Here is a 19,655-nt window from a genome sequence, read left to right as displayed (position 1 = left end):
TGTCCACAGGCCGGCGCGATCAGCGGCTGAGCTCGTCCTCACCCAGGGCGGCAGCCACCGCGGCACGGCCGGGGATCCCGCTGACGCCGCCACCGCGCCGCGCCCCGGCCCCGCACAGGAAGACGTTGGCGTGCCGGGTCTCGGTGCCCCACCGGCCCACGTCGTCCGCCGACTCGGCGAAGGGCCACTGCAGGTCGCCGTGGAAGATGTGGCCTCCGGGCATCGCGACCGAGGCCTCGACGTCGAGCGGGCTGCGCACTTCGATCGTGTCAGGAGCGAGCAGACAGTCCTCGATCGGCTCAGCGAGGACCGAGTTGATCGACGCCATCGTCAGCTCCGCGGCACGCTCCCGGGCACCGACCGGGTCCTCGCGGAACAATCGGGCCGGCATGTGCAACCCGAAGAGTGTCAGAGTGTGAGCGCCGGACGCGACCAGGTCGGGCCCGAGGATCGAGTCGTCGGACAGGCTGTGGCAGTAGACCTCGCACGGCGGCACGTCCGGGATCTGCCCGGCCGCGGCCTGCGCATAGGCGGTCGCGATCTGGTCGTAGCCCTCGTTGATGTGCAACGTCCCGGCGAAGGCCTGCTCCGGCGTCGTGCGCTCGTCCTTGAGAGCAGGCAGGCGGGAGAGCAGCATGTTGATCTTGAGCTGGGCACCCTCTGGCTCCGGCCGACTCGGCGTCTCACCCAGCAGTCGGTCCAGCACGTTCGGAGCGCAGTTGGCGAAGACCTGTCCCGCGCGCACCTCCAGCCCGTCTGCAGTGGTGACCACCGCCTCGCGCCCGTTCGTGGAGACCGAGGTAACGGTGGTGGAGGTCCGCAGCTGCGCGCCATACTCCTGGGCAGTGCGCAGCAGGCCGTCGGTGACCGCACCCATGCCGCCGACCGGCACATCCCAGTCCCCGGTGCCGCGGCCGATCACGTGATAGAGGAAGCACCGGTTGATCAGGCGCTCGGCGTCGCCCGGCTGGCCGAAGGTGCCGATCAGCCCATCGGTGAGCACGATGCCGCGCACGATGTCGGACGTGAAGCGGGTCTCGATCGCCTCGCCCAGCGGCCGCTCGAAGATGTCCCGCCACGCCTCGTCGCCCACGAGTGAGCGGACGTCGTCCCGCGACCGCAGCGGCTCGGTGACCGTGGGGAAGAGCCGCTGGGCGAGCTCGCCCGTCATGCCGTAGAAGTCGTCCCAGGCCTGCGCGTCGGGCCCGAGGTCGCGTGCGGTGCGGACCGCGTCGCCGTTGTCGACCAGAATGCCGCCGTCGCCGACCGGTGTGTAGGAACTGATCCGGCGGCGGACCAACTGCAGGTCCAGGCCGAGTTCGTCGATGATCTGGTCAGGCAGCAGGCTGACCAGATAGGAGTATGCCGACAGGCGGGCATCGTGGGCGGGAAACACTTGGTCAGAGCGCGCGGCCCCGCCGGCGTGCTCGGAGCGCTCCAGGATCAGGACTGAACGGCCGGCCTTGGCCAGGTAGGCGGCGGCGGTCAGGCCGTTGTGGCCGGCTCCGATGACGACGGCGTCAACTCTCATGGAGTCACGGTATCGGTCGGGCAGCGCCGTCACCGCTATTCCCCGTAGAGCACCTCCTGCGGCGGTAGCCGCGGGCACACCAACTCCAGTGCTTCCTGCTCCTCGAACGTGATGGGGTCCATCCCGTCCTTCGGCAGCCACCAGGTCTGGGTTGTGCGGTAGTGCTCCAGGAAGGACTCGAGGGTGGGCATGCCGCTCACGTGGTGACCCTGCTCGGCATAACAGGGGATGGTCTCCTCCGCGACCCAGTTGTAGATGAGGGTCATCTGCTCATCGGTGTAGGGCTGTGAGTAGGCGAGGAGCCGCGGGTACTGCGCCGCACAACGGTAGTCCGCAAGGGTAAAGGCCTCTGACTGTGCCGCCGGGACCTCCCAGGTGTAGGAGTCGCCACTGACCTCAGGTGGGAACCCGACGGCGGTGAGGCACTCCGCCTGGACCGGCATGTACTCCGTATCGGAGACCTCGCGGATGAGGTCAACCTGCTCGGGCGGCCCCTCCAGCCCTCGCTCGTCCCACCAGATCTGCAGCATGTCCTGGCGGGTGACCTCCGGCAGCGACTGGTCCTGTCCTGGTGGGTTTGCCGCTTCGGTAGTGGGCGCATCCTGACCGGGTGGGCCGCTCGTCGAGTCCTCGGGGCCAACTGGCGTGTCGGAGCACGCGGTCACGGCGGCGAGCACGAGAAGGAGCACTCCTGCGCGCACACGCATGCCCGACATGGATCTCCTCCGGTCTCGTTCGCATCCTGCGAGGAACCAGAGTGTACGGCGTGCTAGCGGACATGCCAACCTCCCTGTAGGCGGACACGGACTTCCCTGTTGACGGACAGCTGATCTCCCTGCCCGTGGCTGTGGGACCGGGCCGTGTCGGTCCCGACGAAAGCGTCCCTCCGGGGATGTGCTCGTGGTCTTCGACCACCAACGAGCACCCCACGGAGGGACGTATGAAGAAGTCTGACAGGGAGATCATGCAAATTTTGGAAGCGTTTGATACGACAGAGTGTGCGCACTCGGCCGGTGAGCTGGCTGGGGTGGACCCCAAGACGGTGCGGCGGTACGTCGCGGCCCGCGACAGCGGGGCACCGGTGACCGGTCCTGGTAGGCGGCCAAGGATCATCGATGAGCACCTTCCCAAGGTCGAGGAGTGGGTCGACCGCTCGGAAGGTAAGGCCCGCGCGGACGTGATCCACGCCCGCCTCGTGGGCCTGGGATTCAGCGGGACCGAGCGGACCACCCGCCGCGCGGTCGCCGACGCCAAAGCGGCTTGGCGGGCGGGGAACCGGCGCACCTACCGGCCCTGGATCAGCGAGCCCGGGTTGTGGTTGCAGTTCGACTGGGGCGCCGGCCCGCAGGTGCCCGGCCCGGACGGGGTGCTGCGTCCTACGTTGTTGTTCTGTGCCTGGGTTGCCTGGTCGCGGTTCCGGGTCGTCATCCCGACGTGGGACCAGACGTTGCCGACGTTGGTGGCGTGCCTGGATGCCACGTTGCGCACGATCGGCGGGGTCCCGGCGTACGTGCTGACCGACAACGCCAAGACCGTCACGATCGATCACGTCGCCGGTGTCCCGGTGCGCCACCCTGAGCTGGTCAAGGTCGCCCGGCGCTACGGCACGACCGTGCACACCTGTGTCCCGTTCGACCCCGAGTCCAAGGGCGGTACCGAGGCCACCGTCAAGATCGCCAAGGCCGACCTGGTCCCCACGCAGGCCAACCTGCTCGAAGCGTACGCCTCCTTCGCCGCGCTGGAAGCACCCTGCGCGGCGTTCATGGCCAAGGTCAACGGGCGCACGCACCGCGAGTCCGCCCGCATCCCGGCCGACGCGCTGGCCCTGGAGCGGGCCAGGCTGCACACCCTGCCCTCGGGCCCGCACACGATGGCCCTCGGCCTGGCACGCACGGTCAGCACCGACCAAACCATCCGGTACAACTCGGTGCGCTACTCCACCCCACCCGGGCTGCTCGGAACCCAGGTATGGGCCCGGGTCGCCGGCACTGAGCTCGTCATCGTCGCCGACCTGGACGCGTTACCGGTCGAACCGTCGTGGGCGCATGGGCGGGCCGGGCTGGTCGAGGTCGCCCGGCACGCCACGTCCACCCCGGGCAACCCGCGGATCGAACCAGCTCACTACCCCGACCACCCCCAGGAACCCGACGGGGCACCGCGGGTGCCCAAGCCGAAGGCGCGTACCGATGCCGAGGCGGCGTTCCTGGACCTCGGGGACGGAGCCAGCACCTGGCTGGTGGAGGCCTCCGCGGCCGGGACGGTGCGGATCCGGGCGAAGATGGCCGACGCGCTCCAGCTCGCTGCGCTGATCGGTACCGAACGGGTCGACGCCGCCCTCGGGGTGGCCGCGGCCGCCGGCCGGTTCGGGCAGACTGACCTGGCCAGTATCGCCGACCACCTCGCCGCTGGGACCAGCACCGCCGGCCTCGTCGTCGCCGACGAGGACGCCACGACCCAACCGGGCACCACCGGCTGGGCCGGGTTCGCCACCGGGAGCACCCGATGAGCCCTGCGAACACGCCCAAGGCGACCACCAGGACGAGTGGGCCGGGGGCCTCCCCGCCGCTGCCGGCCGATCTTGAGCAGCTCTTGCGTCGGATGCGGCTGCCCTACCTGCGCGAGGCAGCACCCGGGGTGCTGGCCACCGCCAAGGCCCAACGGTGGGACCCCGGCGAGGTCCTGAAGGTCCTGCTCGATGAGGAGGTCCGCGGCCGCGACGAGGCCACCAAGGCGATGCGCCGCAAAGCCGCAGGGCTGCCGGCCGGGAAGACGCTGGACTCCTGGCGCGAGGCCGACTCTTCCATCCCGGTGCCGACCCAGTCGGGGCTGGCCACCCTGGAATGGGTCGGGCGAGGCGAGAACCTTGCGATTAGTGGCCCCTCGGGTACCGGCAAGACCCACTTCGTCGAGGCCCTGGCCCACAAGGTCATCGACGAAGGCATGCGCGTGTCCTGGTTCACCCTGGAATCGTTGACGAACACCATCGGACGCGCCGCGGTCGACGGGTCGATCAGCAAGGTCCTGGCCCGCATCACCCGAGCCGAGCTCGTCGTCGTCGATGACATCGGGATGCTGCCCTCCGGGCAAGCAGCAGCCGAAGCGTTCTACCGCCTCGTCGATGCCACCTACGAACGTCGATCACTGGCGGTCACGAGCAACATCCACCCCTCCGGATACGACACGATCATGCCCAAGACACTGGCCACCGCCGCTGTCGACCGGCTCCTGCACCACGCCCACGTCATCATCACCGAGGGCACCTCACTACGCCTGAGCGAGGCCACCACGGGACGCGGGGTGATCCCCTTGACGACCTAACAACCCGGGAGATCAGCTGACCGCAGACAGGGAGATAACCTGTCCGCCCACCAGGAGATCTACTGTCCGCCTACAGGGAAGTCCCACTGTCCCTTAACACGGCGAGACCGGGACCTGGGAAGGGCCTCAGGTGCACGTGCTGGCGAGCGTCGACGTACCCAGCAGCAGACGTCTGAGACCGCTAGCCTGCGGTGACTGGAACCTGCGAGGAGGCCGGAGTCGATGAGTCAGCCCGTGTTGCACGTGCGAGGTCAGGTGCTGGTGGGCCCTGAGGAGACGCGTGATGAGATCTGGGTGGTGGATGGTCGGATCAGTCTGACGGCACCCACGGGGCACGCCGGAGACGTTGAGACGGTCGAGGGCTGGGCGTTGCCGGGACTGGTGGATGCCCACTGCCACGTGGGGCTGGAGGCGACGGGTGCAGTCCCTCCCGAGCGCGCTGAGGAACACGCGTTGGCTAACCGGGACGCCGGAGCGCTGTTGTTGCGGGATGCGGGGAGCCCGGCGGACACCTCGTGGGTCCAGGACCGGGAGGATCTGCCTCGGTTGATCCGCGCGGGCCGGCACATTGCCAGGACCCGACGTTATATCCGCAACTTCGCTCACGAGATCGAGCCGGAGGATCTGGTCGAGTTCGTCCGCCAGGAAGCGCGACGTGGTGACGGTTGGGTCAAGCTCGTGGGGGACTGGATCGACCGGGAAACAGGGGACCTGAACACCTGCTGGCCGGTCGAGGCCCTGACCGCAGCGATCGCCGCAGCTCACGAGGAGGGTGCCAGGGTCACGGCGCACTGCTTCGGTGAGCAATCGCTGCGTGACTTCGCGGCGGCTGGCACCGACTGCATCGAGCACGCGACCGGGTTGCTCGACGACACGATCGACGCCTTCGCCGAGCAGCAGATCGCGATCGTGCCGACGCTGGTCAACATCGACAACTTCCCGAAGTTCGCCGAAGCGGGACGTGGGAAGTTTCCGACCTATGCCGATCACATGATGGATCTGTATGAGCGGCGCTACGAGACGGTCGCCAAGTCGCGGGAGGCTGGGGTGCCGGTCTATGTCGGCACCGACGCCGGAGGGCAGCTGCCGCACGGGCTGGTCGCGCGCGAGATCGAGGCGCTGACGATGACCGGCATGAGCAACGTCGAGGCGATCGGCGCCGCCACGTGGGCTGCGCGGGAGTGGCTGGGCCGGCCCGGCATCGCCGAGGGGGAGTCTGCGGACCTGGTGGTCTACCGCGACGACCCCCGTGAGGACTTGAGGACGATGGCTGACCCGCACCGCGTCATACTCCGAGGTCATGCCCACGAGTCTCAGGGCCGCCACCACCACTGAGCCGGCACTGACCTGGGCACGCGGACGGGCCCTCGGGTCGCACTACCCCTGAGCTCGGCACCGACCTGGGCACGCGAAGAAGGTCTGTGTCACGGATATAGCCGTGACACAGACGCCGCAAGCGTGCCCAGGTGTGTAGCAGGAGTGGGCCTGTGGACTATTTCCTGCAGCCGCGCGCCAACTTGGGCACGGTGGGGCTATGGATGCTGAGATCAGCGCATGGCTGGCAGTGCACGACGGGGTGGCATCAGCGGGACGGATGGCAAGGGCCGGGATCTCCGCCGCTGCGACAGCTCAGGCTGTGCGCTCGGGTCACCTGATCCGGCTGCGGCGTGACGTCCTGGTCGATGCGGTGCGGTGGGCAGCTGCACCAGTCTGGGAGCGGCACCGACTACGCGCGCGAGCAATCATGCACGGTCGGGAGGATGACACGGGTTTGGCACTGAGCCATCACAGCGCCCTGTCGGTCCTTGGTGTCCCACTCTATGGTGTCGACGACCGGGTGCACGCCGTCCGCATCGACGGGCGGCGAGGGCACAGCGGCAGTCTGCTGCGGGTCCACGCACCTCTTGATGCGCGGTGGGTGACGGAGCAGCACGGCGTGAGGGTCGTAAAGCCTGCGCGAGCAGCCCTCCAGGTGGCGGCAGCCTTCGGGGTCCAGGCAGGTCTGGTCAGCGCAGACGGATGCCTGCGAATGAACCTGTGCACGCGTGAGGACCTTGCCGCGGCCCTGTCGGCCGGGGGCTACGGGCACGGCCTAGAACGCGCTCGGAGGGTGACCGAACACGCCCGGGATAACTCGGAGTCCGCGGGGGAGTCGCGCTGTCGCTGGATCTTCCACCTGATGGGCCTGCCGGAACCCGAGCTCCAGGCGGGCATCACCGACAGCGGCCAGTTCGTCGGCAGGGTGGACTTCCTCTTCCGTGAGCAGCGGACCGTCGTGGAGTTCGACGGCCTCGGCAAGTACGACGCCCGTGAGGACCTGATAAAGGAGAAGAAGCGTGAGGACTGGCTGCGCTCTCTCGGCTACACCGTCGTGCGGCTCACCTGGGCGGATCTGGCGCACCCGGAGCGCGTGCGTGCCAAGGTGCTCGCCGGGTTCGCGCTCGCTCAGCGGCAACCCGCGAGCTGATCCCGTCGCCTGGGCACGGTTGTGGGGTCGGTGTCACGGTTATAGCCGTGTCCCAGCCGGGCTAAGCGTGCCCAGGTGGGTTGGCGGGAGGCTGGGCACGGTTGTGGGGTCGGTGTCACGGTTATAGCCGTGTCCCAGCCGGGCTAAGCGTGCCCAGGTTGGTTGGGGTGAGGCTGGGCACGCTTGTTTGGTCGGTGTCACGGTTATAGCCGTGTCCCAGCCGGGATAAGCGTGCCCAGGTTGGAGATGGGGCGGCTGGGCGCGGGGTGCACGCTGCGGTGGAGTGGCGGCGGTTCGTCGGGGGTCGCGTGATCTGGCACAATGATCCGGTACCCGTCTGCGGTCCGGCCCCTCTCTCCGGCCCCAGCGTGTTCCCGAGCATCCGCCCCGCGCGTGTTTCCCCACGTGGGCAAGCGGGCGTTCACCCTGACCAAGAATGAGGAGACACCCGAACTCGTGGCTGTCAAGATTCGTCTGAAGCGCATGGGCAAGATCCGTGCACCGTTCTACCGCGTCGTCGTCATGGACGGCCGCAAGAAGCGCGATGGTCGTGCGATCGAGGAAATCGGTCGCTACGTCCCCTCCGAGGAGCCCTCGCTCATCGAGGTCGACTCCGAGCGTGCGCAGTACTGGCTCTCCGTCGGCGCTCAGCCGACCGAGCAGGTCGCCGCACTGCTAAAGGTCACCGGCGACTGGCAGAAGTTCAAGGGCGAGGAGGGCGCCGAGGGCACCCTCAAGGTCGCCGAGCCGCGCCCGGACAAGAAGGCGCTCTACGAGGCCGCTCTCGCTGCCGCCGAGGGCAAGGAGGCCAGCACGGCCGACACGCCGCGCAAGGCCAAGAAGGACGAGGCCAAGGCCGACGACACCAAGGCTGAGCCGAAGGCCAAGAAGGACGAGGCCAAGGCCGACGACACCAAGGCTGAGCCGAAGGCCAAGAAGGACGAGGCCAAGAAGGACGAGGCCAAGAAGGACGACGCTCCCAAGGTCGAGAAGGCCGACGAGGCTGCTGCGACCGAGGCTCCGGCCGAGGAGGCCAAGGCTGACGACGCGAAGGCCGAGGAGACCGCTCCCGAGGCGACCGCTCCGGCCGCGCTGGTTGACGGTGGCTTCGGCGCCGACTCCGCCGCCGCGACCGAGGACGGCTCGGCCCCCGAGGGCTTCACCGTCAAGGGCAACAAGGACTCGATGAAGTATCACGTCGAGGGCTCGCAGTGGTATGACGCCACCGCCGCCGAGGTGTGGTTCCGCTCCGCTGAGGCCGCCAAGGCTGCTGGCTTCGAGCCGGCCGGTGGCGCTGCCAAGCAGTCCGCCGACGCCGGTGCCGAGATCGGCACCGACAAGGCCGAGGGCTGAGTCCGATGCTCGAAGAGGCCCTGGAGCACCTCGTCAAAGGGATCGTCGACCACGACGGCGACGTGACCGTGCGCACCAAGAACGTTCGCCACGGCGACGTCCTTGAGGTGCGCGTGCACCCCGAGGACCTCGGCCGGGTGATCGGCCGTCGCGGCCGGACCGCCAGCGCGCTGCGCACCGTCATGGGTGCGCTCGCCGGTGGCGACAAGGTCCGCGTCGACATCGTCGACACCGACCGGGCTCGCTGAGCCCGACCACGCAACACCCGGGAGGGGTATGACGAGGCCACAGCCCGTCATACCCCTCCCGTGCGTGTGGCACCAGCCAGTCGGGAACGCCACGGTCACCCCAGGTGCACAGCTGCGTCCCATCCCTGAGTCCCCACCGTCAGAACAGGAGCCCGCGTGTTCGTCGTCGCCCGTATCGGCAAGGCCCATGGCCTCAAGGGTGAAGTGACCGTCCAGGTCCACACCGATGCACCGGAGCAGCGGTTCACCCCCGGCACCGAGTTCAGCACCGAGCCAGACCGCGGCCCGCTGACCCTGCGCTCCGTGCGACTGCACCAGCAGACCTATCTGCTCGGCTTCGAGGGCGTCACCGACCGCACCGGGGCTGAGGCCCTGCGCAACACCCGGATCCTGCTCGAGGACGAGGACGAGGCAACCGAGGAGGACGACGCCTGGCGTGAGGACGACCTGCTCGGTCTCATTGTCGTGCTGACCGACGGGACGGTCGTGGGGGAGGTGAGCGCACTGCATACGCGCGAGGTCCAGGACCTGCTCGAGGTGCGCCGCACCGATGGAGGTGAGCTGCTCGTGCCCTTCGTCGAGGAGCTCGTGCCCGAGGTTGACGAGGAGGCCGGACGCGTCGTCATCGACCCGCCCGAGGGGTTGTTGGAGCTGGGGGACTGACGTGCGCCTCGACGTCATCACGATCTTCCCGGACTACCTCGCGCCGCTGGACCTGAGCCTGATCGGGAAAGCCCGCCGCGAGGGGCTGATCGACCTGCGTGTCCACGACCTGCGCGAGCACGCGCACGACCGGCACCGCACCGTCGACGACACCCCGTATGGCGGGGGCGCCGGCATGGTGATGAAGCCCGAACCGTGGGGGGAGGCCTTGGACGAGTTGGTCGGGGGTCACCACGAGGAGGGTGCCGAGACCGGCGCGGTCCCGCACCTGATCATCCCCGGACCCGGTGGCATCCCGTTCACCCAGCAGACCGCACGCGACCTGGCGACCGAGCCGTGGCTCGCGTTCGCATGCGGACGCTATGAGGGCATCGACGAACGGGTCTACGAGGAGGCCGCCGAGCGCATGCCGGTCTCGGTGATCTCCCTCGGCGACTACGTGCTCAACGGGGGAGAGGTCGCCGTGCTGTCGATGGTCGAGGCGATCGCCCGGCTCATCCCCGGCGTCATCGGCAACGAGCAGTCCCTCGTCGAGGAGTCGCACGAGGACGGGCTGCTGGAGTATCCGGTCTACACCAAGCCGGCCTCCTGGCGCGGCCGCGAGGTCCCCGAGATCCTCCTGTCCGGCAACCACGGGGCGATCGCGGACTGGCGCCATGAGCAGCGTCTCCGACGCACCGCAGCGCGCCGTCCGGACCTGCTCTCTGACTGACCTGCCCACGACGGCCGGGCACCTGCGACCCGCTGCTGAGCGGGCCGGCCACGCAGGGCGTTCCAGACGGAACCGCGGATTGGCTCCAGCGGCCCTGCATGTGGCAAACTTGTCCCTTGCGTCCGCCCGGACGACGACACCGCGCCCCTGCCACAGGGGGAAGAGTGCGGTCAGGACGGGCAGACACACCCCTTGACCACCACCGTCCACTGCGACGGCACACCGCCGTGGGTGACCTGTGGCACCGACGAGAAAGCGACACACCATGCACAAGCTCGACGACCTGGACGCAGCCAGCCTGCGCACCGACATCCCGGCCTTCCGCGCCGGCGACAACATCAAGGTCCACGTGAAGGTCATCGAGGGCAGCCGCTCCCGTGTCCAGATCTTCCAGGGCGTGGTCATCCGCCGTCACGGCGGCGGCATCGGCGAGACCTACACGGTCCGCAAGATGAGCTTCGGCGTCGGTGTCGAGCGCACCTTCCCGCTGCACTCCCCGAACGTCGACAAGATCGAGGTCGTCAGCCGTGGTGACGTGCGTCGCGCCAAGCTCTACTACCTGCGCGAACTGCGCGGCAAGGCCGCCAAGATCCGCGAGAAGCGCGAGAACGCCCCCTCCAACTGAGGCGCGTCACGGCATACTCCTAGAACCGCCCCGAGGCCCAAGGCACGGGGCGGTTCTGCTGTCCGCACTTCCTTGCCGACAGCTGACTGCCGGGCCATCGGCGGGCACCGAATCGCCGACCTGCGCGTACTAGGGTTCGGCATGACCGCATACTGAGAGCAATGACTTCGGCAGACAGGACACACCCCGTGACGCACGACCCACGACCAGAGCAGGAGAGCGTGGGCACAGGTGTGAGCGACCCGGCCAGCCAGGCGGTCGAGGGGGAGCGCACTGCTGCCCGGCGGGCGGCCCTTGGGGAGACGGTAGGCACCCCGGTTGGCGGTGGCGCGACGGCGCTCGCCCGCTCGCGTCCGACGCGCCATCCGGTGCTGCACTTCGTCCGCGAGGTGCTGATCATCGGAGTCACGGCCCTGCTGATCTCCTTCCTCATCAAGACCTTCCTCGTCCAAGCCTTCTGGATCCCATCGGGCTCCATGGAGTCCACCCTCGTCTATGGCGACCGGGTGCTGGTGAGCAAGATCCAGGCGGGCCCGATGGCGGTCGACCGTGGAGACATCATCGTCTTTGAGGACCCCGGCGGCTGGCTGCCCCAGGCACCGCCCAGTGACCGCGGACCGGTGATGGAGGTCCTGCACGACGTGGCGAAGTTTGTCGGCGTGGCACCCGAGGGCGAGAGCAACCACCTGATCAAACGGGTCATCGGCGTCGGCGGGGACCACGTGGTGTGCTGCGACGACAACCTGCGCATCACCGTCAACGGTGCGCCTCTGGACGAGACCTACCTCTATGCCGGCGACGAGGCGAGCCTGGAGAACTTCGACATCGTCGTGCCGCCGGACCACTACTGGATGATGGGCGACCACCGATCTTTCTCCCGGGACTCCCGGGCGCACGACGACGGCTCCGGCACCGCTGGCTCGGTCCCTGCGGACAACGTCGTCGGACAGGCCTTTGCCCTGGTGTGGCCGCTGGACCGGTTCCATGCCTTCACCAACCCTGGCGACGTGTTCGGCGAAGTGCCCGACCAGGAGTCACCGTCCGATGACTGAGCACGCCGTGACGGTGGTCCGTCGGCGGACCCCGCCGCGGACCACCCGACCGAGCCTGCGGCTGGAGCGTGCCCTGATGCGCGAGGGTCACTCCGTGCTGGTCGGCATGGACGAGGTCGGCCGCGGCGCCCTCGCCGGACCGGTGTCGGTCGGCGTGGTCGCCATCGACGAGACTTGCCGCAGCGCGCCGCAGGGCGTCAAGGACTCCAAGTTGCTCACCGCGCAGGCACGCGAGCGTCTGGTCCCCCGGATCCAGCAATGGGCACGTGCGTGGGGAGTCGGCCACGCCTGGCCCGAGGAGATCGACGCCATCGGGATCATGGCTGCACTGCGCCTTGCAGGCGAGCGGGCGCTGGCCCAGCTCGAGGTGACTCCCGACCTCATCGTGCTGGACGGCAACCACGACTGGCTCACCGACCCGAGCCGTGAGGGACTGCTCGCGCTGGCCGACCCGACCGGACCACCACAGGTGCCGGTGCGGACCATGATCAAGGCGGACCTGAAGTGCTCCTCGGTCGCTGCCGCCAGTGTCCTGGCCAAGGTGACCCGCGACGACCACATGGTGCAGCTCGCCCCCGAGCACCCGGCATACTCCTGGGAACTGAACAAGGGTTATGCCGCTCCGGAGCACCAAGCCGCCCTGCGCACCCTGGGGCCGTGCGCGCACCACCGCCGGTCGTGGAATATCACCGGCAGGAATATCACCGGCATGAACATCACCGGCAACACGCTGCGGGACGACGCGTCCCGCCCGAGGCGAGGGAGATGAACCAAGCATGAGCGCTGAGGATCTTGAGAAGTACGAGACCGACATGGAGCTGCAGCTCTACCGCGAGTACCGCGATGTCGTGAGCCTGTTCAGCCATGTTGTGGAGACCGAGCGGCGGTTCTACCTGGCCAACGAGGTGGACGTGCAGGTGCGCACCGGCGGCGGGGAGACCTGGTTCGAGGTGACGATGACCGACGCCTGGGTGTGGGACGTCTATCGCCCGGCGCGCTTCGTCAAGAAGGTGCGTGTCATCACCTTCAAGGACGTCAACGTCGAGGAGCTGGCCAAGTCCGACCTCGATCAAACACTGTTCAAAGACCAGCGCTGAGCCTCAAACGCGCCTCGGCAGCGCCGGGCTGGCGCCGTTCCCCATCGCGCGGCGTCTAGGCCTCAAGGTATTGGGATGGGGCACTGCTCGGTTGCGGCGACTGACTGGATGTCGTCGTAGGGGTTCCACGGTAGGTCCATGGCCCGGTTGTCTCCCGGCTTTGCCTCCTGGAGTGCGTCCTGCACCAGCAGAGCGGACGCGATCCAGGTCTCACGTGATGGTGGATCGCTGACGGGATGTCCGGCGGTCACCAGGCAGTCGCGCACCCCCAAGAGTGCGTCGTACTGCTCGCCCAGCTCCTCTTCGGTCAAGACCGCTGCAGCGGGGTCAGGACCAAGTTGAGCGTCGACGTGCTGAGTGCACTGCTGGCTCGCCTCCATGAATGCTTCGTCCTGATCCTCAGCAACCTCAGTCATCACCCCGTCTGGGCCCGCGACCGAGGTGAAACCCTTATCTGTGAGACAGGCTGCCTGCGCCTCGAATCGCTGTTGCCGGTCCATCGCAGCGTCGCGCGGGGTCTCCCCAACGGCAGTCGTGCCTTGAGCCGTGGCGTTGAGCGAGGACTCGGTGGCAACTGGGTCCGCAGTCGACTGGTCCTCAGCCTCGAGTCCACCACAGCCTGCCAGCACAAAGACCAGCCCACAGCCCACGGCGAGGGCGGGTGTACGCCGCCTTGCTCTCCCTATGCGCCGTCGCATGTCCAGACAGTACACTGCACGTACGGGAGTATCTCCCCGCAAGTAGATACATCAAGCGGGGCCACGTTCGAAGTCGACTGCAGCGCCAAGTCCGACCTCGATCTGACCAAGCTGGACCGCGGCTGACGGCCCGCTCAACGGCATCCGCCAACGGGTGGTGTGGCCCTATGGTCGATACGGTGCGGTGAACTTTGTCGGTAGCACGTTGCGGATCTCGAACTTGCGCATGGGGTGCCCGGACTTCGTCAGCGGAGTCGTTACTGTCACTCCATCGGAGTAAGTGGCCGAACACTCGATGCCGCCGGGGATGACCGCGTTTTCCGCTTCCCAGAGCGTCGCGTTGTCGAGGAGCAGGGAAGCGGCAGCTGACGGTGATTTCAGATGCCCAGTTCCGATTGCCGCCAGAAGGTGTTTGCCGATGCCGTCCAGTGATGCATCCGCGGTCTCAATCGCATCACGGACTTCACCCGTCGTGAGGGAACTGTTCGCTGGTAGTTTCGCGGCGGCGTCGAACGCGTGGGCGTACTTCCGCACGAGCTGCGTGTTCGTGACCCGGGTTGCATCGGGATCGGGTGCTAGAGAATCAACGCGATATTTCAGAGTCTCTTTGATCTGGGTCTTCCCCGTCAAGAGTTTCTTGATCGGCTCTTCGATTTGCTTGTTGTGTTCCCCGTTCGCGTCGTTGCTGCCCGTCTTGTTCTTGGCGCCACGTTGCTTGTCGGCCGTGAGCGGCACGAGGTTGTGGGCCAGCCCGCCTCCGCCGAGGTGATCGTTGAGCAAGTGACCCTTGATGTAGAGCGCCGAGCCGCTGCTTCCTTTGCGAGCGCTCAGTGTGGGCTCACCCCAGTACAAGTCGTGGGTACCACTCCTGTTCGAGCCCACCATAAGATTCTTCGCACCAGGTTGCAGCGCTGCGCGCATGCTCCGACGCGTGAATCCTGTCGGCGCCTTGTGCTGGAACCAGCGCACCCGTTCCTTGGTGACGTTCATGCGGTCCAGGTACTTGTACATCTTGGTCGCGTGGACCAAGATGTTCCAGGTCGGGTGGACCGCCCCCGTTTTCTTCGCGGTGTACGCCTGGTACATTAATTGCGATGCGGAGCGGTTCTTGTCGAGTTTCCGTGCGTACGCTTTCGCCTTGCGCCGAGCTTTCCTGAAATCGGCGTACTCGGCGCCGCCGATCACCAGTTTACTCTTCTCCAGTTTCGCCGACAGTTTCCTTGTGCGCTTGAAGTAGTTTCTGTCATGCTTTGTGGTCTTGACCCGCTGAATTGATGGCGTGGCCGTCTGTGCCCCGAGGGGATTCCACTGAGCAGAAGCCCCGACGTGCCTTGTGTGAGCGGGTGAGGTGCCGGTGAAATGGGTTGGCGCGGCGACCAGTTGCTGCACGTCGGCCGCGATGCGCGCATACTGCGCGTCAACCTCCGCCAGCAATCCCGGCAACTGCGCGACGGTCTCTTCGGACGCGAGCTCAGGTGCGGCTTCATCCTCATCGGTCTGACCCACCGTCCGCTCGACCTTCTCTTCCAGCATCGCTACGGCGGCACCATGCTGGTCGACGATCGCGTCAGCCGCCACGGGCTCGGGGGGCGGGGCCTGGGGTGTGTCACGTGATTCGTGTTGGACGGGTCGCTCCAGCATGTCGGTCACGGCGCGATTGCCCGCCAGCCGCTGCAGCACGCCGGCCGGCGGCAGCGCCGTGCCACTGCCTGGTGCGGGACCGGCGACACGCGGAGCGCACGTGGCGGTCTGTGGAGTCCTGGCTCGCGGGGTGGGCGAGTTCGGTCGTCTGGAGCGCTCGCTGGACCGGGGTGTGGCGTGCTGGCCTGTGCTCGTCATCGTCACCCTCACTGCCGCGATCGTATGACCGACGCTAGGTACCTGGAGGCCGCGCAGCAAGGGTCCATCGGGATCGGCATCGTGCACGAAAAGGCAGGACCGTTGACGCGGGACCGGACAGGCGGAGCTCTCCCGCGGGGTGACCGGAAGACCCAGATCCGGGACACTGCGGCCGAAGATCGTTCTCCACAGCCACTTTTGGGAGCCGCCGTCACCCACAGATTGTGATCGCCACCCCCACGCTCCGTCCGCCGAGTCGGACAGTGGGGGCGGAGGTGGTGGAGATGGGAATGTCCCACCGGGTCGCGAGCGCGATCGGGGAGTATGGCGAACGGCTGGCAGGCGAGTACCTCACCGGGCTGGGGTATGAGTTGCTCGATCGCAACTGGCGTTGTGCCCAGGGGGAGCTGGATATCGTGGCGCGGGACGGCGCGTGCCTGGTGTTCTGCGAGGTCAAGACACGACGATCGACGGCCTTTGGGTCACCGGTGGAGGCCGTGACACCGGCCAAAGCAGCGCGGTTGCGGCGCCTGGCCATCAGCTGGCTGCGCGCGCACGACACACACGCACCCGAGCTGCGGGTCGACGTCATCGGTGTCCTGCGACCGGCCCGTGGCCCGGCCCAGGTCGAGCACCTCAAGGGTGTGGCCTGATGGGCCTGGGACGCACCCACGCCGTGGCGCTGAGCGGCGTGGAGGGCCAGCTGGTGCAGGTGGAGGCTCACATGGCCCAGGGCCTGCCGGCCATGGCCATGAGCGGGCTGCCCGACGCGGCCTGCTCCCGGGCGCCAAACCGGGTCAGGGCAGCGGCAGAGGGCTGTGGTCTGTCCATCCCGCAACGGCGCTGGACGATCAACCTGACCCCTGCCTGGCTGCCCAAGACCGGCAGCGGCTTTGACCTGGGCATCGCGGTCGCCCAGCTGGTCGCCAGCGACCTGCTTCCACCGCGGGTGGCCGAGGGAGTGGTCCACATCGGCGAGCTCGGGCTGGACGGCGCGGTGCGTCCCGTCGCCGGCGTCCTGCCGATGGTTGCCGCAGCGGCCGCCGGAGGCCGCACGGCCATCATCGTCCCGGCGGCCAACGCCGCCGAGGCGGCGCTCGTGCCGGGCGTCACGGTCTATGGCGTGGCCAGCCTGCGTGAGGCGATCGACCTGCACCTGTCAGTCCACGCGGGCGCGCGCCCGCGGGCGGTGCCTGTCCCTGAGCCCCAGGACAGTGGAGGCGGTGCACCAGACCTGTGCGATGTTGTGGGCCAGCCGGAGGCACGTGCGGCCCTGGAGGTCGCGGCTGCCGGCCGACATCACATGCTCATGGTCGGCACCCCCGGTGCGGGCAAGACGATGCTGGCCGAGCGGCTTCCCGGACTGCTCCCCGCGCTGGACCGGTCCGAGGCACTGGAGGTCACCGCGGTGCACTCCGTGCTCGGGGCGCTGGAGGACCGGCACTCACTGGTGGTCCGCGCCCCGTTCGTCGCTCCGCACCACAGCGCGTCGATGGCCGCCGTGATCGGTGGCGGCAGCGCGCGGGTGCGGCCCGGGGCCGTGTCGCAGGCCCATCGCGGGGTGCTCTTTTTGGACGAGACCCCGGAGTTTCGCCGTGACGTGCTCGATGGACTCCGGCAACCGTTGGAGAGCGGCGAGGTCGTCATCGCCCGCGCCGACCGGCAGACCCGGTTGCCAGCGCGCTTCCAGCTGGTGGCCGCTGCCAACCCCTGCCCATGCGGTCGCGCGGTCGGCAAGGGGGAGCGGTGTGAGTGCACCTCACTGGCCCGGCGGACCTACTTCAACAAACTCAGCGGGCCTCTGCTCGACCGCATCGACGTGCGGGTGAGCCTGCTGCCGGTGACGCTAGCCGCGCTCGGTGGACCACCGGGTGAGCCGACGTCGGTGGTGGCCCGCCGGGTTCTGGTTGCGAGGCAAGCCCAGCGGCAGCGCTGGGCGGACACGGGGTGGACCGTCAACGCCGATGTGCCCGGCAGCCTGCTCCGCGACAGCGTGTGGCGCCTGCCTCGGTCGGTCACCACGCCCCTGGACCGAGCGATGGATCGTGGGGAGTTGACCCTGCGCGGCTATGACCGCTGTCTGCGGGTTGCCTGGACGGTCGCGGACCTGGCGGGTGCCGACCGGCCGGGTCGGGAGCACCTCGGTCAGGCCTTGGCGCTGCGCACCAGCTCGGAGGTGGCGGCATGAGAGCGCCGAACAGGGCGGCCGTGGAGGTGGCGGCATGAGGACTCTGCCCGGTGTGACGGATGAGCGCACGGCCCGACTGGCCTGGGCCCGTCTCGCCGAGCCCCTCGACTCGGTGGCCACGGCGCTGATCGACAGCTTCGGCTTCCTGGGTGCCCTTGACATCGTCCGGCGCGGAGGCGTCGGCCCCTCCGGCAAGGTGGTGGACCGGTTCACTGCTCGCCTCGACACACTGAGCATCGAGCGTGACGCCGAGATCCTGGACCGCCTCGGAGCCCGCGTGCTGGTGCCGGGTGAACCCGAGTGGCCGACAGCCCTGGACGACCTCGAGGTGCCGCCGTGGGCGCTGTGGGTGCGGGGCCCTCTCGAGGTGACCGACCTGGCCGACCGCAGCGTGGCCATCGTCGGAGCCCGGGCCAGCACGGCCTACGGCAATCACGTGTCCGCTGAGATCGCGGCAGGGACGGCCGCTCGTGGGTTCACCGTCGTCTCGGGGGCGGCGTTCGGCATCGATGCAGCGGCGCACCGCGCGGCCCTGGCTGTCGAGGCGTCCACGGTCGCGGTGCTGGCTGGAGGGGTGGACCGGCCCTATCCGAGCGCGCACTCGGAGCTGCTGCGCGAGATTGCCCGAGCCGGTGCCGTCATCAGCGAGGTGCCCCCAGGGTCGGCCCCCACGCGCAGCAGGTTCCTGGCACGCAACAGGCTCATCGCCGCGCTCGCGACCGGCACCGTGGTGATCGAGGCCGGACTGCGCTCCGGTGCCCGCCACACGCTCAACGCGGCTGTTCGTCTGGGACGTCCCGTGGCGGCCGTCCCCGGACCTGTGACCTCCATGGTCTCGGCCGGCTGCCACCAGGCGATCCGGGAGCAGCTGGCGGTCCTGGTGACCGATGCCGCCGAGGTGATCGACCTGCTTGGTCAGATCGGGACCGAGGACCTCGCCCCGGCCAAGAGGGGACCGACGCGCGTGGAGGACGATCTCGATCCGGTGACGCGGCAGGTCTGGGGCACGCTCGCCCCGTTCCGGTCCAAGTCCGTGGAAGAAGTCACCGTGCAGGCGGGACTGTCGGCGGGTGAGGTCCTCGGGGCCCTCGGCGAGCTCCAAGGGCGCGGTCTGGCTGAGTTGCGGCTCGACGGGTGGGGGCGGGCATGAGTGGCCAGCTGCAGGGTGTGCTCGCGGGAGCCGTGGCCGCCGTGATCGCCCTCAGCGGTGCCGTGTCGCCGGGGATTTCTCACCCTGGTGAGCGGGAGGTGCAGGAGCAGGACCCTGGCGTCGAGGACGTCGAGGACGTCGAGGAGATCGCGGACATCGTGGTCACCGTCGCCAACGTGGGCGGAGCGCTGGGTGTCACCGCCTCGGCAGGTCTTGCCACGGCATACGACACAGCCGTTGCGGACGTGCGACCCCGGGGGAGTTGGCAGTGGCCGCTGCCGGGCCAGCCGGAGGTCGTCAAGGCCTTCGACCCACCGGACCGGCCTTGGCTGCCTGGCCACCGAGGCATCGATCTGGTCGGCACCCAGGCTGCGCCGGTGCTGGCCGTGGACGACGGGACAGTGAGCTATAGCGGGCGCATTGCCGGCATCGGCATCGTGTCGGTCACGCACCCGAACGGGATCCGCAGCACCTACCAGCCGGTGACCGACCGGATCGCCGAGGGACGGGACGTGCGCGCCGGTGATCAGATCGGCCACCTGGGTGACATCGGCAGCCACTGCCTCGTGAGGCTGTGCCTGCACCTGGGAGCGGTCCGGGGTGAGCGGACCTACCTGGATCCGCTGCAGTTTATCCAACCACGTGAGCTGACCCTGCTCCCGCACGGTGACTGATGCGCGCGTCGCGGACCCACCGACGGACCGAGTCGTGACA

General features: G+C 68.5%; 19 protein-coding genes and 2 pseudogenes. 17 read left to right on the top strand and 4 right to left on the bottom strand.

Annotation, left to right across the window (positions count from 1 at the left end; genetic code table 11):
* Nucleotides 1–19: 19 nt before the first annotated feature.
* Both FNH13_RS13120 and FNH13_RS13115 read right to left on the bottom strand, forming a co-directional pair.
* Complete coding sequence (locus FNH13_RS13120) at nt 20–1,531, bottom strand: phytoene desaturase family protein (RefSeq protein WP_143783829.1); 1,512 nt, start codon at nt 1,529–1,531, stop codon at nt 20–22.
* Between the two features lie 35 nt (nt 1,532–1,566).
* The gene (locus FNH13_RS13115; protein ID WP_143783828.1) at nt 1,567–2,247 is read right to left on the bottom strand and encodes a hypothetical protein; all 681 of its coding nucleotides are present in this window, start codon (nt 2,245–2,247) and stop codon (nt 1,567–1,569) included.
* A 224-nt stretch (nt 2,248–2,471) separates the two neighbouring features.
* Here FNH13_RS13115 and istA point away from each other — a divergent pair, with 224 nt between their 5' ends.
* From istA to FNH13_RS13055, 13 genes and pseudogenes are all read left to right on the top strand, one after another.
* A complete protein-coding gene (istA, locus tag FNH13_RS13110; RefSeq protein ID WP_202878778.1) occupies nt 2,472–4,037 on the top strand; it encodes an IS21 family transposase in 1,566 nt (521 codons plus the stop codon).
* The gene (gene istB, locus FNH13_RS13105) at nt 4,034–4,849 is read left to right on the top strand and encodes an IS21-like element helper ATPase IstB (RefSeq protein WP_143783826.1); all 816 of its coding nucleotides are present in this window, start codon (nt 4,034–4,036) and stop codon (nt 4,847–4,849) included. Before istA ends, istB begins: the two co-directional genes overlap by 4 nt.
* 222 nt (nt 4,850–5,071) lie before the next feature.
* The gene (locus tag FNH13_RS13100; protein WP_143783825.1) at nt 5,072–6,184 is read left to right on the top strand and encodes an amidohydrolase family protein; all 1,113 of its coding nucleotides are present in this window, start codon (nt 5,072–5,074) and stop codon (nt 6,182–6,184) included.
* A gap of 601 nt (nt 6,185–6,785) precedes the next feature.
* The gene (locus FNH13_RS19105) at nt 6,786–7,316 is read left to right on the top strand and encodes a DUF559 domain-containing protein (RefSeq protein WP_165700108.1); all 531 of its coding nucleotides are present in this window, start codon (nt 6,786–6,788) and stop codon (nt 7,314–7,316) included.
* 456 nt (nt 7,317–7,772) lie between these two features.
* Nucleotides 7,773–8,264, top strand: a pseudogene (gene rpsP / locus FNH13_RS19310) (30S ribosomal protein S16); the annotation flags it as partial.
* Nucleotides 8,265–8,408: 144 nt separating this feature from the next.
* Entirely contained in the window at nt 8,409–8,669 is a 261-nt protein-coding gene (locus FNH13_RS20060) for a sunset domain-containing protein (RefSeq protein WP_456093889.1), read from the top strand.
* Between the two features lie 5 nt (nt 8,670–8,674).
* Nucleotides 8,675–8,917, top strand: a complete 243-nt coding sequence (locus tag FNH13_RS13085) for an RNA-binding protein (RefSeq protein ID WP_143783823.1) — start codon at nt 8,675–8,677, stop codon at nt 8,915–8,917.
* 156 nt (nt 8,918–9,073) lie between these two features.
* The gene (rimM, locus tag FNH13_RS13080; RefSeq protein ID WP_143783822.1) at nt 9,074–9,580 is read left to right on the top strand and encodes a ribosome maturation factor RimM; all 507 of its coding nucleotides are present in this window, start codon (nt 9,074–9,076) and stop codon (nt 9,578–9,580) included.
* Nucleotide 9,581: 1 nt separating this feature from the next.
* Nucleotides 9,582–10,283: pseudogene (trmD, locus tag FNH13_RS13075) on the top strand (tRNA (guanosine(37)-N1)-methyltransferase TrmD); the annotation flags it as partial.
* 274 nt (nt 10,284–10,557) lie between these two features.
* On the top strand, nt 10,558–10,917 hold the full coding sequence (gene rplS / locus FNH13_RS13070) for a 50S ribosomal protein L19 (protein WP_143783820.1): 360 nt from the start codon (nt 10,558–10,560) through the stop codon (nt 10,915–10,917).
* Nucleotides 10,918–11,138: 221 nt separating this feature from the next.
* Nucleotides 11,139–11,969, top strand: a complete 831-nt coding sequence (gene lepB, locus FNH13_RS13065) for a signal peptidase I (RefSeq protein WP_228266394.1) — start codon at nt 11,139–11,141, stop codon at nt 11,967–11,969.
* Entirely contained in the window at nt 11,962–12,738 is a 777-nt protein-coding gene (locus FNH13_RS13060) for a ribonuclease HII (RefSeq protein ID WP_143783818.1), read from the top strand. The genes lepB and FNH13_RS13060 overlap by 8 nt, the downstream gene beginning before the upstream one ends.
* Before the next feature lie 7 nt (nt 12,739–12,745).
* Nucleotides 12,746–13,066, top strand: a complete 321-nt coding sequence (locus FNH13_RS13055; RefSeq protein WP_143783817.1) for a DUF2469 domain-containing protein — start codon at nt 12,746–12,748, stop codon at nt 13,064–13,066.
* A 62-nt stretch (nt 13,067–13,128) separates the two neighbouring features.
* Here FNH13_RS13055 and FNH13_RS13050 read toward each other — a convergent pair whose 3' ends face one another.
* Together FNH13_RS13050 and FNH13_RS13045 are read right to left on the bottom strand one after the other, a co-directional pair.
* Entirely contained in the window at nt 13,129–13,764 is a 636-nt protein-coding gene (locus FNH13_RS13050; protein ID WP_143783816.1) for a hypothetical protein, read from the bottom strand.
* Between the two features lie 165 nt (nt 13,765–13,929).
* On the bottom strand, nt 13,930–15,444 hold the full coding sequence (locus FNH13_RS13045) for a hypothetical protein (RefSeq protein WP_143783815.1): 1,515 nt from the start codon (nt 15,442–15,444) through the stop codon (nt 13,930–13,932).
* Nucleotides 15,445–15,887: 443 nt separating this feature from the next.
* On the opposite strand from FNH13_RS13045, the gene FNH13_RS13040 reads away from it, so the two are divergent.
* The 4 genes from FNH13_RS13040 to FNH13_RS13025 are packed head-to-tail and all read left to right on the top strand — an operon-like array spanning nt 15,888 to nt 19,615.
* Complete coding sequence (locus tag FNH13_RS13040; RefSeq protein ID WP_202878777.1) at nt 15,888–16,256, top strand: YraN family protein; 369 nt, start codon at nt 15,888–15,890, stop codon at nt 16,254–16,256.
* Nucleotides 16,256–17,791 carry a YifB family Mg chelatase-like AAA ATPase gene (locus FNH13_RS13035; protein WP_143783814.1) on the top strand — a complete coding sequence of 512 codons (1,536 nt, stop codon included), beginning with the start codon at nt 16,256–16,258 and terminating at the stop codon, nt 17,789–17,791. Before FNH13_RS13040 ends, FNH13_RS13035 begins: the two co-directional genes overlap by 1 nt.
* Before the next feature lie 34 nt (nt 17,792–17,825).
* Nucleotides 17,826–18,941, top strand: coding sequence for a DNA-processing protein DprA (gene dprA / locus FNH13_RS13030; RefSeq protein ID WP_143783813.1), 1,116 nt, complete (start codon nt 17,826–17,828; stop codon nt 18,939–18,941).
* Nucleotides 18,938–19,615, top strand: coding sequence for a murein hydrolase activator EnvC family protein (locus FNH13_RS13025; protein ID WP_143783812.1), 678 nt, complete (start codon nt 18,938–18,940; stop codon nt 19,613–19,615). Before dprA ends, FNH13_RS13025 begins: the two co-directional genes overlap by 4 nt.
* Nucleotides 19,616–19,655 lie beyond the last annotated feature (40 nt).

It is taken from the genome of Ornithinimicrobium ciconiae (assembly GCF_007197575.1).
Taxonomy (GTDB): Bacteria; Actinomycetota; Actinomycetes; order Actinomycetales; family Dermatophilaceae; genus Ornithinicoccus; species Ornithinicoccus ciconiae.
This window is presented reverse-complemented; position numbering and strand designations above follow the sequence as displayed.